This window comes from Microbacterium shaanxiense, assembly GCF_054779995.1.
Genome location: NZ_BAAGXE010000001.1, coordinates 912,286 through 926,992 on the forward strand (window position 1 = coordinate 912,286; position 14,707 = coordinate 926,992).

Below are 14,707 nucleotides of genomic sequence, written 5' to 3' on the forward strand. Positions count from 1 at the left end.
GCGTCGGTTCGTGCGCGCCCCGAGAGTAAGCTGAAGCGGATGAGCACCACCCCCGCCTCCCCCGGTTCCACGATCGGGTGGAGAGCGTGGTCGATCTGGTCGGTCGGCGTGGCGGCGTACATGCTCGCGATCACCAATCGGACGTCGCTCGGCGCTGTCGGTGTGGATGCGGCGGAGAGATTCCAGGCGGATGCCTCGACGCTGTCCCTTTTCGCCGTCGTGCAACTCGCCGTGTACGGCGGCATGCAGATTCCCATCGGCGTACTTCTCGACAAGCACGGTGCGCGCCCGATCATCACGATCGGGATGATCCTGATGGCGTTCGGCCAGCTCACGATCGCGATCTCGCCCAGCATCGGCATCGCCATCGTCGCACGCATCCTCCTCGGCGCCGGCGATGCCGCGGTGTTCCCGGCGGTGCTTCGACTCATCGCGATCTGGTTCCCGGCGCAGCGTGGGCCTGTGATGGTGCAGCTCACCGGTGTGCTCGGACAGGCGGGTCAGCTGATCGCGCTGATCCCGCTCGCCGCTCTCCTGCATTCGACGAGCTGGACGATCACGTTCGGCAGCGTCGCCGGTCTGGGCGTCCTCTTCGCGATCCTCGTGTGGGTCGTGATCCGCAATCGCCCGCCCGAACTGCACGCCGACGTCACCGTCAACACGGACACCGGGGTCGTGCGCGTCGTGACATCGGCGATCGACACCGGTGTCGGCATCCGTGCGGCGTGGGCCCATCCGGGTACGCGCCTGGCGTTCTGGTCGCATTTCACGACGCCTTTCGCCGGCACCGCATTCGTGCTGCTGTGGGGCATGCCGTTCCTCACAGCAGGTGAGGGTGTCACGACGGCGCAGGCCGCCACCATCATCTCCGTGTATGTCGTCGCCGGGATGCTGCTCGGGCCGATCATCGGCAACCTCTCCGGACGCATGCCGAACCGGCGCTCGCTCGCCCTCGTGCTGCCGGCGATCGGGATGCAGATGCTCGCCTGGATCGTCGTCCTGCTGCTGCCGGGCCCGGCGCCGATCTGGCTGCTGTACGTCCTGGCGGTCGCACTAGCGACCGGTGGACCGGCGTCGATGATCGCTTTCGACCACGCCAGGACGCACAACCCCGCCCATCGGTTGAGCACTGCCACCGGGCTGACCAACGGCGGCGGATTCATCTCAGCCCTCATCGTCATCTTCCTCATCGGCCTCGCACTCGACCTTCAGGGTGCAGGCAGCCCGGAGACCTACTCGTTGGACGCGTTCCGCGTCGCGTTCCTCGCCCAGGTGCCGGTCTGGCTCGTGGGAACGACGTTCATCCTCATCGAACGCAAGCGCACGCGGATCCGCATCGGACTCGACCCCGAACGAAAGAGGAGACGATGACCGGAGCCTTCACCTTCCTCCAGGCCGACGACCGGATCGACCGCGCGCGCGTTCATCGCTGGATCAGCGAGCAATCGTACTGGGCGAAGGGACGCACCCGCGCGGTGCAGGACGCAGCGATCGACGCATCCCGCAACTACGGAGTGTGGGATGCGTCGAGCGGCGATCAGGTCGCATACGCGCGCGTCGTGACCGATGGAGTGACGTTCGCCTGGTTGTGCGACGTGTTCGTCTCGTCCGACGTCCGAGCGCGCGGGATCGGGAAGATGCTGATCAACGGCGTGATCGCCGATCTGGAACCGCTCGGACTGACGCGGATGCTGCTGGCGACGGCCGACGCCCACGGGCTGTATGCGCAATACGGATTCGAGAACCCCGACGATCCGACCCGCTACATGGTGCGGAGCATGTCCTGAAGCGCAGCGGTCACAGCACAGTGTCGTCTGCCGAGGCATCCCTCCGACGACGGGAAGCGAGAAGGATCAGGCCGATGACGAAGATGACCGCGCCGGCGCCCATCAGGATGTAGCCGATCAGGTCGAGATTCGCCCACTCGACCTCCACGTTCACCGCGAACGTGAGAATGGCTCCGATGACGAACAACGCGATTCCTGTGCCGATGCTCATTCGAGATCCTTCCCGATGTCTGTCGCGACACCTGTGTCGACGAGCACACCATTGCTGTTCGTTCTGACGATGCCAGCAATCGCCGTGGGAGGCAAGGGGTTGATCAGCGCCGGCGCGGGGTCCAGCCGACCGACAGCGCGTCATCCGACGTCGACCGCTCGAGGTCGACAGCCGCTGACCATCCCTGCGCGGCGTCCACGCCGTCGAATCCGCCGCGGGCCACCCGCATCCCGACGTCCTCGTGATGCATCCGCGGCGCTCCCCCACGCCTGACCGAGGCGCGCACACTCCACGCATCATCGGCGTACCCACCACCGCGGAAGACTCTGTAGTCGCCGTAGCGTGCGGGATCGAGCAGATCCCAGCACCACTCCCACACGTTGCCGAGCGTGTCGAAGAGACCGTTGAGGTTGGGCATCTTGCCACCGACGTCCTGGGGGGCTGTCACGCCGTCCGCGGCAGTCCACGCGATGTCGGTGAGCGCACCGTAGTGCGGACCTGTGGAGCCGGCGCGGCATGCATGCTCCCACTCCGCCTCCGTCGGCAGCCGGTACCCGTCGCTGTCCACGTGCCACGTCACGTCCTCGCCGTCGAACGTGTACGCGGGATCGAGCCCCTCCCACTCGGAGGCCGCGTTGCAGAAGCGCACCGCGCGCAGCCAGCTGAGATCCGCAGCCGGACGCCTCGGGTGCCGAGAGGCGATTCCGACGATCTCGGCCATCTGCTCCTCGGTGACGGCGAACACCCCGATCTCGAAGCTCTCGAGCTCCACCGTGCGCACCAGGTCCCGCCGGGCGTCATGAAGCGTCACGACGCCCGCAGGCACTGACGTCATCTCCACATCGCTCATGCCGGGACACGCTTCTCGGGGTGGGTGTGAGTCGGGATCGCGAACACCCGCATGAAGTACTGGCAGAGCGGCCCGACCAAGAGGGCGAATGCGACCGTGCCGACGCCGACGTTTCCGCCGAGCGCCCAGCCGACGGCGACCACGACGACCTCGATCCCCGTTCGCACGATCCAGATCCGCCACCCGGTCTTCTTGTGCAGGCCGGTCATCAGCCCGTCGCGCGGGCCTGGACCGAAGTTGGCACCGATGTAGAGTCCCGTGGCAGCCGAGAGGACGAGCAGTCCGATCACGAAGAAGCACACGCGCAGCCACAGCGGCTGATCCGCGGGGATCAGCGCGAGCCCGACGTCGGCGGACGGACCTACGAGAAGGGCGTTGAGGACGGTGCCGATGCCGAGTCTCTGACGCAGCGGGATCCACAGCAGGAGCACCACGATGCTCACCAGGATCGTGACGATCCCGAACGACAGCGGGACGTGGTTGGTGATCCCCTGCGAGAGCACATCCCACGGTGCGGCGCCGATCTGTCCGCGCACCATGAACGCGATGCCGACGCCGTAGAGGAAGAGACCGATCAGCAGTTGCACCGAACGACGCGGGAGCCTGCGGCCGCGCAGCGACCTCACTGCGGAGCTCGTTCGACCCACGACGCGTACTTGGCCGCGCGCCCATCGCCCGAAGAAGTACGTGTCAGCCGACGCTTCACCCACGGACCGACGTGCTCGCGATAGTAGGCGAGACCGACCGCTCCCCCGGTTCGCAGTTCGCTCGCGGCCCACCATTCGACGGGAGGCTCATAACCGAGCGCCTCCAGCACCCTGGCCGCGACCCGGTGGTGACCGGACGAATTCATGTGAAGCCGGTCCTCCGACCAGTAGGCACTGCGCGCGAGCTCACGGTCGGGCCAGTTCAAGGCACGGACGACGTCGGGGCGCTCCGCGATCCGCCGCAGCACTGCCGCAGAGAGCTCGTCGCCGCGGCGTTGGATCATCGACCCCATGGGCAGCTGCCCTGCGGGGTTCGCGCCGGACAGCACGATGAGCGTGACACCCTGTTCGTCGCATCGACGGAGAACCCGCGAGAAGGCATCGGCGATGTGCTCGAGATCGCTACGAGGACGGAGCATGTCGTTGCCTCCCCCGTTGAACGACAGATGCGTGGGGTTGAGCGCCAACGCCGGTTCGAGCTGCTCCTGCACGATCGGCCACGCGAGCTTTCCGCGGATCGCGAGGTTCGCGTACTGGATGGGATGGCCGACCGCATCCGCCCAGCCCTGCGCGGCGATGTCGGCCCATCCCCGTACGCGGCCGTCCGGCAGCTCGTCGCCGACGCCCTCAGTGAACGAGTCGCCGATCGCCACGAATCTCACATCACTCACCGAACCAGCCTATGCCCGCGGACGGGCACGTCGGATCATCGATCGTCGAGCGCCTGGCCCCGTCGATCGACGAGGCCCCACGTCACGATCGCGGCGACGATGAAGAAACCAGCGAAGATGGCGAACAGCAGCGGCGCTCCCCCTGCGGCGAGCAGGAGCGGCACCATCAGCGGAGCGACGATCGATGCGATCCTGCCGACGCCGGCAGCCCACCCTGCTCCCGTGCCGCGCAACGACGTCGGGTAGATCTCCGGTGTCACCGCGTACAGCGCGCCCCATGCGCCGAGGTTGAAGAACGACAGCGCCATGCCTGTCGCGATGATCGGCCCGATGCCGGTGGCTGTGCCGAACAGCACGGCCGAGACCGCGGAGCCGGCGAGGAAGACGGAAAGGGTCGTTCGGCGCCCCCACACCTCGATGAGCCACGCAGCCACGGCGTAACCTGGCAGCTGCGCGAGCGTGATGAGCAGCGTGAAGCCGAAGGAGCGGACCAGGTCGTAGCCGGCGTCGACGAGGATGCTGGGGATCCAGATGAATGCACCGTAGTAGGCGAAGTTCACGCAGAACCAGATCAGCCAGATGCACAGCGTCCGCAGCCTGAACTCGGGATACCAGAGCGTACCGAGGCGTGTCGCGGCGTCGTCGGCGATGGCGCGAGACACCGGTGTCTTCTGGACGAGCGGGCCAGCGGTGATGCCGGCATCCGCCTCGAAGGCTGCGACAATCCGCTCCGCCTGCGACAGTCTGCCGCGTGAGGCCAGCCATCGAGGCGATTCAGGCAGGCCCCAGCGCACGATGATGGCGTAGACGGCGGGCACGGCACCGAGCGCGAACGCCCAGCGCCATCCGGAATCGGATGCCGGGATGACGAAGTAGCCGATCAGCGCGGCCGCGGTCCAGCCGACCGCCCAGAACGCCTCGAGGACGACGATGAGACGGCCCCGGATGCGGCGCGGCGCGAACTCGCTCACGTACGTCGACGCGACAGGAAGCTCCGCACCGAGGCCGAGCCCGACGAAGAATCGCAGCACCAGCAGCATCGCGAGCCCGCCGACGAGTGCGCTGGCGCCGGTGGCGACGCCGTACACCAGCAGGGTGATCGCGAAGACCTGCCGCCGGCCGAGGCGATCAGCGAGCAGGCCGCCGAGAGTCGCGCCGATCGCCATGCCGATGAACCCGACGGAGGCGATCCACCCGGTCTCGGTCTTGGACAGATCCCACTGCTGCGCGAGCGCGGCGATGACGAACGAGATGAGGCCGACGTCCATCGCATCCAGTGCCCACCCGACGCCGGAGCCCGTGAGCACCCGGAAGTGCCGACGCGTGAACGGCAGTGTGTCGAGGCGTTCCGCCAGCGATGCGCGGCTCGGGATGCCTGGGTTGCTCATTTCAGCAGATCTCTGACTCGAGGGATCACCTCGGTGCCGTAGAGCTCGATGCTGCGCATCATCTGCTCATGCCCCAAGGTGCCGGTGGCGTACTTCAGATCGAACCGTCCGATTCCCAGAGTCCTGACGGTGTCTGCGATCTTCTGAGCGACGCGCTCGGGCGAACCGGAGTAGATCGCGCCTGCCGGTCCGACATCGTTCTGGAAGCGCGCACGGCTGTATTCGGGCCATCCTCGCTCCTTGCCGATGGTGTTGTTCATGGCCTCGAACCCCGTGTACGCGGCGTCCCATGCCTCTTCATCCGTGGCGGCGATGTGCCCCGGGGAGTGCACCGCGACCGGGTGCTCCGGCGTGCCGAATGAGGCGATCGAGCGGTGGTACAGGTCGACGAAGGGAGCGAACCGAGCGGCAGGGCCCCCGATGATCGCCAGCATCAGTCCGACACCGTGTCGCGCGACGCGCACGACGGATTCCGGGCTGCCTCCGACGCCGACCCAGGTGCGAAGGCCGCTCTCGGTCTTCGGGAACACGTCGGCGTCGACGAGCGCGGGACGCACGGTACCCGACCACGTGACGGGCTTCTCCTTGGCGAGTTCGACGAACAGTTCGAGCTTCTCCTCGAACAGCGCCTCGTAATCGCGGAGGTCGAAGCCGAACAGGGGGAACGACTCGGTGAAGGAGCCACGCCCCAGCACGACCTCCGCACGACCGCCCGACAACGCGTCCAGCGTCGCGAACCGCTCGTACACCCGCACGGGGTCGTCGGAGGACAGCACGGTGACCGCCGTGCCCAGCCTGATCCGCTGCGTGCGCGACGCGATCGCGGCGAGCACCATCTCCGGCGCCGAGACGGCGAACTCCTGACGATGATGCTCGCCCACTCCGAAGAAGTCGACACCGACGCTGTCGGCGAGGACGGCCTGCTCGACGACGTTGCGGATCGTGTGCGCCCCGCTCAGCAGCCTCCCGTCGGAATCACGAGTGATGTCGCCGAACGTGTCCAGCCCGAACTCGAGTTCCATCTGTGCGACTACCTGTTCACGAGCGACGTGCGCAGCGTGTCGAGACCGACCCCGCCGAGATCGAGCGCTCGCTTGTGGAACTGCTTGATGTCGAACGCATCGCCCTGCTGCGCCTGATACGCGTCGCGCACCTGTTCCCAGATCCGCTGGCCGACCTTGTAGGAAGGCGCCTGTCCTGGCCAGCCGAGGTAGCGGTTCACCTCGAACCGGACGAACTCATCCGACATGTTGACGTTGCGGCGCATGAAGTCGAGTGCGTAGTCGGCATCCCAGGTCCCGCTGCCGTCGAGTCGCGGCTTGCCCAGGTGCACTCCGATGTCGAGAACAACGCGCGCAGCGCGCATGCGCTGGCCGTCGAGCATGCCGAGTCGGTCGGCAGGGTCGTCGAGATATCCGAGCTGCTGCATGAGTCGCTCTGCGTAGAGCGCCCATCCCTCGGCATGCCCTGAGGTACCGGCGAGCAGCCGTCGCCAGGAGTTCAGCTCGGCACGGTTGTAGACGGCCTGGCCGATCTGGAGGTGATGGCCGGGAATGCCCTCGTGATACACCGTGGTGAGTTCGCGCCAGGTGTCGAACTCGGTGACGCCCTCCGGCACCGACCACCACATCCTGCCGGGGCGCGAGAAGTCGTCGGTCGGACCGGTGTAGTAGATCCCGCCCTCCTGCGTCGGCGCGATCATGCATTCGAGCGTGCGGATCTGCTCCGGAATGTCGAAGTGCGTCGCGCCCAGCTCGGTGACCGCACGGTCGCTGGTCTCCTGCATCCAGCGCTGCAGCGCCTCGGTGCCGTGCAGCTTCCGCGAGGGGTCGGCCTCCAGATGCGCGACCGCCTCTTCGACGGTGGCACCGGGGAGGATCTCGTTCGCGATCGCCGTCTGCTCGGCGACCATGCGCGCGAGTTCCTCACGGCCCCATTCGTAGGTCTCATCCAGGTCGATCTCCGCGCCGAGGAAGCGACGGGAGTTGAGCGCGTAGAGTTCACGGCCGACGGCATCCACCTCGCTCGCGGCCGGCGCGAGGGTACCGGTCAGGAAGTTCTTGAGCTCGTCGTAGGCGACGCGCGCCGCAGATGCGCTGTCGGCGAGTTCGCGGGCGAGGGATGCCGGCAGTTCGCCCTCATCGGGAGTCGCAGCCGCGACGAAGGAGGCGAAGAACCCGTCATCGGCCGTGTAGCGGACGATCTGATCGGCCACTTCGGTGACCTGCCGGCGTGCGGGAACGACGCCCTGCGCGATGCCTTCCGCCAGAGTGGCCGTGTATCCGCGAAGCGTCGTCGGGACGGCGGCCAGTCGTTTCACGATGACTGACCAGTCCTCGGCCGTCGCGGTGGGCATGAGGTCGTACACCTGACGGATGTCCTGCGCTGCCGAAGCGATCACGTTGAGGTCGCGCAGGTGCCACTTGGCGTCGTGGAACTCGAGGTCGAGCGTCAGCTCGCTTTCGAGGTCGGCCTTGGTGACCTCGTCCACGGCGTCTGCCGGAGTCAAATCGCGTAGCGAACCGAGCGTCCTGCGCACCTCGGTCGCGTACTGCTCCTGGCCGTCGGGGCTCAGGTCGCCGTAGCGGTCGTTCGCGTCATTGCGACCGATGTAAGTGCCGAGCGTGGGCGCGAGGTTCACGAGGGTGTCGACCCAGTCTTCTGCGACCTGGTCGATCGCTGAGGGCGTGCGAGGGGTAGTCGTCATCCCCTCAGCGTAGCGCCGCGACCGACTCGGCAGCGTGCGCTGCGAGCCTCAGTGCGCGGCTTCGTTCCAGTCGTGCCCCCGACCGACCTGGACGTCCAGGGGAACGGACAGATCGGCCGCATCCGCCATGCGGGTGCGCACGATCTTCTCCGTCGCGTCCCACTCCCCCGGGGCGACCTCGACAACGAGCTCGTCGTGGATCTGCAGGAGAACCCGGGAACGGAGGTCGGCGGCGGTCAGGTCGGCGTGGATCTCGTACAGCGCGATCTTCATGATGTCGGCGGCGCTGCCCTGGATGGGGGCATTGAGTGCGGCGCGTTCGGCGTTCTCGCGAAGCACGCGGTTGGGGCTGCTGAGGTCGGGGAACGGACGACGGCGGCCGAAGATCGTCTCGGTGTAACCGACCTCCTTCGCCTTCACGACCGAGGCACGCAGGTAGTCGCGTACGGCGCCGAACCGGGCGAAGTACTCGAGCATCAGCTGCTTCGCCTCCGACTGCTCGATGCGCAACTGCTTCGACAGACCGAACGCGGACAGGCCGTAGACGAGTCCGTACGACATGGCCTTGACCTTCGTGCGCATCGCGGAGGTGACCTCGGACGGATCGACGCCGAAGACACGGGCGCCGACGAACCGGTGGAGGTCCTCACCGCTGTTGAACGCCTCGATCAGACCTTCATCGCCGGAGAGGTGCGCCATGATGCGCATCTCGATCTGCGAATAGTCGGCCGTGAGCAGCGTCTCGTACCCCTCACCCACCTGGAACGCGCTGCGGATGCGCCGGGACTCCTCGGTGCGCACAGGGATGTTCTGCAGGTTCGGGTCGGTGCTGGAGAGCCGGCCGGTCTGGCTGCCGGTCTGCACGTACGTCGTGTGGACGCGGTGATCGTCACGGATCGCGGTGTCGAGGGACTCGATGATCTGGCGGAGCTTGGTGGCCTCGCGGTGCTGCAGCAGCAGATCGAGGAACGGATGCGGGTTGCTCTCCTGCAGATCGGCGAGCACAGCGGCATCGGTGGAGTACCCGGTCTTGGTCTTGCGGGTCTTCGGCAGTTGCAGGTCTTCGAACAGCACCTCCTGCAGCTGCTTCGGCGACCCGAGGTTGAACTCGCGGCCCACCAGAGCGAAGGCATCGGCGGCGAGGCCGTCGGTGCGCGCGGCGAGCTCGCCCGAGAACGTGGAGAGCACCTCGTGCGACACGGCGACACCGGAGATCTCCATGTCGGCGAGGGCGAGCAGCGTGGGCAGTTCGATGTCGGTGAGCACCTTCGCCACCGATTCCGGGATGTCTTCGCGCAGTGCCGCCGCGGCGCGAAGCGTGAACCACGCCTCCTGCGACGGCGTCGCTCCGTCGGTCTCGGGAACGAGCTGGGTGGGATCGGCCACCGGCAGCTTCTCGTCCAGGTAGCGGTCCACGAGGTGGGCGAGGGTCTTGTCGGGGAAGCTCGGCCGCAGCAGCCACCCGGCCAGCAGCGTGTCGTAGGCGAGACCACCGAGCCGGATGCCCGCGCGGTGCAGGGCCTTCACCTGAGGCTTGGCGTCGTTGAGCACCTTCTTCGCGTCGGACTCCAGCCAGGATCGCAATGCATCCGCCGTCGCATCGCTCCAGTCGGTCTCGCGGAGCTCGGTGAGGCTCGAGACACCGATGCGCGATATCGCGCCTCCGTTCGTCACGAGCGCGACCGCCAGTTCGTCGTTCTGGGCGGCGATCCATGCGGCGAGTTCGGTGACCGACGCCTCGACCGGCGCGGGCATCGGAACCGCGGGCTCATCGTGCACGGCCTCATCGCCAGCGCCGACCGCGTCGAACACCCGTGGGAGCAGGGTGCGGAACTCGAGCCGCGCGAAGATGTCGCGCACCGCCTGGGCGTCGATCGGGGCGACGGCGAGGTCGGCCGGCACGACGGTCAGCTCGACGTCGGTGAGGAGGCGGTTGAGCTGCCGGTTGCGCCGGACGGCGTCCATGTTCTCACGCAGATTGCCGCCGACCACGCCCTTGATCTCGTCGGCGCGCTCGAGCAGCTCGTCGAGTCCGCCGAACTGCGTGAGCCACTTCACCGCGGTCTTCTCGCCCACCTTCGGCACACCGGGCAGGTTGTCGCTCGTCTCGCCCACGAGGGCGGCGATGTCGGGGTACTGTTCCGGACGCACGCCGTAGCGCTCCTGCACGGTCGCAGGGTCGTAGCGCTTGAGCTGCGACACGCCCTGCACGGAGGGGTACAACAGAGTGACCTTGTCGTTCACGAGCTGGATCGTGTCGCGGTCGCCCGAGACGAGGAGCACGTCGTAGCCCTGCTCGGCGCCCTGCACCGACAGCGTGGCGAGGATGTCGTCGGCCTCGATGCCCTCCTTCGTGAGGACGGGGATCGACATGGCTGCCAGTACGTCCTGCAGCAGCGGCACCTGTCCGCGGAACTCCTGCGGCGACTCGGATCGCGTCGCCTTGTACTCGGGGTAGACATCGGTGCGGAACGAGTGCCGCGACGTGTCGAACGCGATCGCCATATGGGTCGGCTTCTCGGCCTTGATCAGGTTCACGAGCATCGACAGGAAGCCGTAGATGGCGTTCGTGTGCTGATGATCCTTCGTCGTGAAGTTCTCGACCGGCAGCGCGAAGAACGCGCGATAGGCGAGCGAATGGCCGTCGACGACCATGAGGGTAGGCTTTGCGGAGTCCGTCACCCTGTCAGCCTAACGAGGACGACGGACATGCGCTGAGGAGGACACGTGAGCGAGACCACCCTGACACCGGGATTGAAGTGGGTCATGGAGCGAGGCATGGGAACTCTGGCCGAACGGATGGGCATCGAGTTCACCGAGTTCACGATCGAGCGCAGCGTCGCGACCATGCCCGTCGAGGGCAACACTCAGCCGGTCGGGCTCCTGCACGGAGGCGCCTACGTCGTGCTCGGGGAATCGCTCGGCTCGATGGCCGCGAATCTGCATGCCGGGCCCGGCCGCCTGGCAGTGGGCGTCGACATCAACGCCACGCACACGAGATCGGCCACCTCAGGTGTCGTGACCGGCGTCTGCACGCCGATCCATCTGGGCCGCAGCGTCGCCGTTCACGAGATCGTCGTGAGCGACGAGCAGGGTCGTCGTTGTTCGACGATCCGCATCACGAACATGATCAAGGACATGCCAGCGCGCTGACCCGGCACGCTCCGGCGCTCAGTCGTCCGAGAGGATCCGCTGGAACAGCAGGTGATCCTGCCACTGCCCCGCGATACGCAGATACCGCGGAGCCAGACCGATCTGCGCGAAGCCGTTGCGCATCAGCACGCGCTGCGATGCCGCATTCTCGACCAGAGTGGCCGCCTGCAGACGGTGCAGGCCCAGCTGATCCCTGGCGTGACCGATCACGAGGGCCACGGCGCGGCTCATCACTCCGCGGCCGACGAGGGACGCATCCACCCAGTAACCGAGATCCGCGTTGTGGAACGCGCCCCTGACGATGTTGACGACATTCGTGATCCCGACGATGCGGCCGTCGTCATGGGCGAGCACGAATCGGGCCGCTCGTCCGTCCGCGTGGTCGCGCAGATACTGCGCCACCAGCCCGTCCTGCCACGCGACGGTGTAGAAGCTCTCATCACGAACCGGATCCCAGCGGGCGAGATGCGCGCGGTTCGCGTCGTAGGCGGCAGCGTACGCCGCGGCGTCACCCGATCCGACCGGACGAAGGCGGATGCCGTCGCCGAGGTCGAACGTCACTTCTTGGGTGCGAGCTGCTCGATGATCGCCTTGGCGACATCCTGCATCGTCAGACGACGGTCCATGGATGCCTTCTGGATCCAGCGGAACGCCTCGGGCTCGCTGAGGCCCATCTTCTCGTTGAGCAGGCCCTTGGCACGGTCGACGAGCTTGCGGGTCTCGAAGCGCTCGACCATGTCGGCGACCTCGGCCTCGAGCGTGATGATCTGCTCATGACGGGCGAGGGCGATCTCTATCGCCGGAAGAAGGTCGTTGGGAGTGAACGGCTTGACCACGTACGCGAGTGCGCCGGCCTCACTCGCACGCTCGACGAGCTCCTTCTGGCTGAATGCCGTGAGAAGCACGACGGGCGCGATGTTGCCCTTGTGGAGCTTCTCTGCGGCGCTGATGCCGTCGAGCTGCGGCATCTTGACGTCCATGATGACCAGGTCGGGGCGAAGCTCGGTGGCCAGCGCCACTGCCGTCTCTCCGTCACCTGCCTCACCGACGACGTCGAATCCGTTGTCGCGGAGGATCTCGACGATGTCGAGACGGATCAGCGATTCGTCTTCGGCGACGACGACCCGTCGCGGGGCGGATGCCGTGGGCTGCTCAGCCGGTTCTGCCTGTTCTTGCTCGGTCACGAATCCATTCTAGTGGAGAGCAGGCCGTGACCAGTCCCAGGAACCCGCCGAACGCACCGGAGTGGTCGTCCTCCTGCGCTAAAGTCGTAGACGCACCACGCGCCGGCGTGGCGGAATGGTAGACGCGGAGCACTCAAAATGCTTTGTTCGAAAGGACGTGCGGGTTCGAGTCCCGCCGCCGGCACTCTCGTGGCGAAGGCGCTCATGCCGTCACCCCGTTGATTCGGATGAAGGGCCGTTCCCATGGATGAACGCCTGTCGTCCGTGTGGCGGCACTGGGACATCCTGACGGCTGCCGCACTCGTGGGGTTGTCCTTCGTCCCCGGTGTGGAACGTCAGGGCGTGGACCTCGCGGAGCTTCCCGACGGTGCGATGGACGCATGGGGATGGGTGCTCCTGATCGCACAGGGCGCGGCGGTGGCACTGCTGCGCAGCAGGCCCGCCCTCTGCCTTGCCCTCGTCGGCACGGCATTCGCCGCCTATCAGCTGCTCGGATACCCGACCACGTTCGCCGCATTGGGGCTTCTGGTCGCCGTCGTGGGAGCCGGGGCGCTCGTACGACGGCATCGGCGGTCGGTCGCTCTCACGGCAGCGGCCGGATACGTGCTGCTGTGCATCGCGCTGGGAGGCGTCGGATCGCCGACGCGGATACTGGATCACATCGTCTTCGGGCTGCTGCTCGCGTCGCTGTGGGTGGTGGGCGCATGGACGCGCAATCGCGTGCAGACCCAGCGACGCCGAAGCGCGGAGGCGGAGCGGGTCGCGGTCGAACTCGAGCGCGCGCGTCTCGCCAGGGAACTGCACGATGTGATCACGCATCACGTGACGGCGATGGTCGTCCAAGCCGATGCCGCGCAGTACGGCACGGACGACGCCACGAGGACCAGCGCGTCGCTCGCCATGATCGGCGACACCGGAAGGGCGGCGCTGACGGATCTGCGCGGCCTCCTCGGTGCCCTGGACGGTACTGTCGACGATGCGGTTCGGACACCGGCGATCACGGACGTGCAGGACCTGGTGGACCGCGCACGCGCAGGAGGTCAACCGGTCGAGTTCGACCGAGAGGGCGAACCTCGCACCCTCGATGCCGCCCGAGAGCTCGCGGTGGTCAGAGTCGTGCAGGAGAGCCTGACGAACGCGATCAAGCACGCCAACGGCGCCCCCACCCGCGTGCGGATTCGCTACGACGAGACGGAGATCGACGTGACGGTGACGAACGAGACCGCCGGTGCAGTGGGCCTGGGAGGGGGCGGGCACGGACTCGCCGGCCTGCGTGAGCGCATCGCTCTTCTCGGCGGGGAGTTCACCGCCGGGCCTTCGGCAGACGGATTCGCCGTGCGCGCTCGGATCTCCGCATGATCGCCGATCCCGATTCGGACGCGGCGCCCATCAGGGTGATCGTGTGCGATGACCAGGACCTCGTGCGCACCGGTTTCGTCACGATCATCGACGCCCAACAGGATCTGCAGGTCGTCGGCGAGGCGTCCGACGGTCGGACAGCGCTCCGGTTGGTGGAGCAGGAGAAGCCGGACGTCGTGGTGATGGACATCCGGATGCCGCGGATGGACGGCATCGAGGCCACGCGGCTGATGGCCGGGCCCGGAGTCGTCGATCCGGTCAAGATCCTGATCGTCACGACGTTCAACCTCGACGCGCTCGTTCTCGACGCGCTTCGCGCCGGCGCGAGCGGCTTCCTGCTGAAGGATGCCAGACCCGCCGAACTCCTCCACGCTATCCGAACGGTGGCGGCCGGCGAATCACTGCTCTCCCCCACCGTGACCAGGGCGCTGATCGGCCGTCATGCCGAGCGGGTGCGCCCTGCGGAGCGCGATCGCAGCGAGCTGGATGTGTTGACAGCGCGGGAGCTGGAGGTGCTCCGCCTCATCGCCGAGGGGCTGTCGAATGCGGAGATCGCCCTCGCACTCGTCATCAGCCACGAGACCGTGAAGACGTACGTCTCCCGCATCCTCGGCAAGCTCGGTCTACGCGATCGCGTGCAAGCGGTGGTCCTCGCCCATCGGCTCGGCCTCATCGGCGACGCCTGACACG

General features: G+C 67.2%; 15 protein-coding genes and 1 tRNA gene. 6 read left to right on the forward strand and 10 right to left on the reverse strand.

Annotated elements, in window-relative coordinates:
• Positions 1 to 39 precede the first annotated feature (39 nt).
• Both ACYVG2_RS04325 and ACYVG2_RS04330 read left to right on the forward strand, forming a co-directional pair.
• Entirely contained in the window at positions 40 to 1,371 is a 1,332-nt protein-coding gene (locus ACYVG2_RS04325) for an MFS transporter (RefSeq protein WP_460779835.1), read from the forward strand.
• A complete protein-coding gene (locus tag ACYVG2_RS04330; RefSeq protein ID WP_460779836.1) occupies positions 1,368 to 1,787 on the forward strand; it encodes a GNAT family N-acetyltransferase in 420 nt (139 codons plus the stop codon). Before ACYVG2_RS04325 ends, ACYVG2_RS04330 begins: the two co-directional genes overlap by 4 nt.
• Before the next feature lie 10 nt (positions 1,788 to 1,797).
• On the opposite strand, the gene ACYVG2_RS04335 is transcribed toward ACYVG2_RS04330, so the two are convergent.
• From ACYVG2_RS04335 to polA, 8 genes are all read right to left on the reverse strand, one after another.
• Positions 1,798 to 1,998, reverse strand: a complete 201-nt coding sequence (locus ACYVG2_RS04335) for a DUF6458 family protein (RefSeq protein ID WP_448965528.1) — start codon at positions 1,996 to 1,998, stop codon at positions 1,798 to 1,800.
• Between the two features lie 103 nt (positions 1,999 to 2,101).
• The gene (locus ACYVG2_RS04340) at positions 2,102 to 2,848 is read right to left on the reverse strand and encodes a formylglycine-generating enzyme family protein (RefSeq protein ID WP_460779837.1); all 747 of its coding nucleotides are present in this window, start codon (positions 2,846 to 2,848) and stop codon (positions 2,102 to 2,104) included.
• Positions 2,845 to 3,474, reverse strand: coding sequence for a membrane protein YczE (gene yczE / locus ACYVG2_RS04345; protein ID WP_460779838.1), 630 nt, complete (start codon positions 3,472 to 3,474; stop codon positions 2,845 to 2,847). The genes ACYVG2_RS04340 and yczE overlap by 4 nt, the downstream gene beginning before the upstream one ends.
• Entirely contained in the window at positions 3,471 to 4,226 is a 756-nt protein-coding gene (locus tag ACYVG2_RS04350) for an SGNH/GDSL hydrolase family protein (RefSeq protein WP_460779839.1), read from the reverse strand. The genes yczE and ACYVG2_RS04350 overlap by 4 nt, the downstream gene beginning before the upstream one ends.
• Before the next feature lie 35 nt (positions 4,227 to 4,261).
• Positions 4,262 to 5,614: an MFS transporter gene (locus ACYVG2_RS04355; RefSeq protein ID WP_460779841.1), complete on the reverse strand. Its 1,353-nt coding sequence runs from the start codon at positions 5,612 to 5,614 to the stop codon at positions 4,262 to 4,264.
• Positions 5,611 to 6,636 carry an LLM class flavin-dependent oxidoreductase gene (locus ACYVG2_RS04360; protein ID WP_460779842.1) on the reverse strand — a complete coding sequence of 342 codons (1,026 nt, stop codon included), beginning with the start codon at positions 6,634 to 6,636 and terminating at the stop codon, positions 5,611 to 5,613. Before ACYVG2_RS04360 ends, ACYVG2_RS04355 begins: the two co-directional genes overlap by 4 nt.
• A gap of 8 nt (positions 6,637 to 6,644) precedes the next feature.
• Entirely contained in the window at positions 6,645 to 8,321 is a 1,677-nt protein-coding gene (locus ACYVG2_RS04365; protein WP_460779843.1) for a DUF885 domain-containing protein, read from the reverse strand.
• Between the two features lie 48 nt (positions 8,322 to 8,369).
• Positions 8,370 to 11,003, reverse strand: coding sequence for a DNA polymerase I (gene polA / locus ACYVG2_RS04370; protein ID WP_460779844.1), 2,634 nt, complete (start codon positions 11,001 to 11,003; stop codon positions 8,370 to 8,372).
• Positions 11,004 to 11,087: 84 nt separating this feature from the next.
• Here polA and ACYVG2_RS04375 point away from each other — a divergent pair, with 84 nt between their 5' ends.
• Positions 11,088 to 11,474 (forward strand): hotdog fold thioesterase, encoded by a 387-nt coding sequence (locus ACYVG2_RS04375; protein WP_448966147.1) that lies wholly within the window; start codon positions 11,088 to 11,090, stop codon positions 11,472 to 11,474.
• Between the two features lie 18 nt (positions 11,475 to 11,492).
• On the opposite strand, the gene ACYVG2_RS04380 is transcribed toward ACYVG2_RS04375, so the two are convergent.
• Complete coding sequence (locus tag ACYVG2_RS04380; protein WP_460779845.1) at positions 11,493 to 12,035, reverse strand: GNAT family N-acetyltransferase; 543 nt, start codon at positions 12,033 to 12,035, stop codon at positions 11,493 to 11,495.
• Positions 12,032 to 12,658, reverse strand: coding sequence for an ANTAR domain-containing response regulator (locus tag ACYVG2_RS04385; protein WP_033107049.1), 627 nt, complete (start codon positions 12,656 to 12,658; stop codon positions 12,032 to 12,034). The genes ACYVG2_RS04380 and ACYVG2_RS04385 overlap by 4 nt, the downstream gene beginning before the upstream one ends.
• Before the next feature lie 101 nt (positions 12,659 to 12,759).
• Here ACYVG2_RS04385 and ACYVG2_RS04390 point away from each other — a divergent pair.
• From ACYVG2_RS04390 to ACYVG2_RS04400, 3 genes are all read left to right on the forward strand, one after another.
• Positions 12,760 to 12,842: transfer RNA gene (locus ACYVG2_RS04390), tRNA-Leu, on the forward strand.
• Positions 12,843 to 12,901: 59 nt separating this feature from the next.
• Positions 12,902 to 14,017, forward strand: coding sequence for a sensor histidine kinase (locus ACYVG2_RS04395; protein WP_460779846.1), 1,116 nt, complete (start codon positions 12,902 to 12,904; stop codon positions 14,015 to 14,017).
• Positions 14,014 to 14,703: a response regulator gene (locus ACYVG2_RS04400; RefSeq protein ID WP_448965538.1), complete on the forward strand. Its 690-nt coding sequence runs from the start codon at positions 14,014 to 14,016 to the stop codon at positions 14,701 to 14,703. The genes ACYVG2_RS04395 and ACYVG2_RS04400 overlap by 4 nt, the downstream gene beginning before the upstream one ends.
• Positions 14,704 to 14,707: the final 4 nt, after the last annotated feature.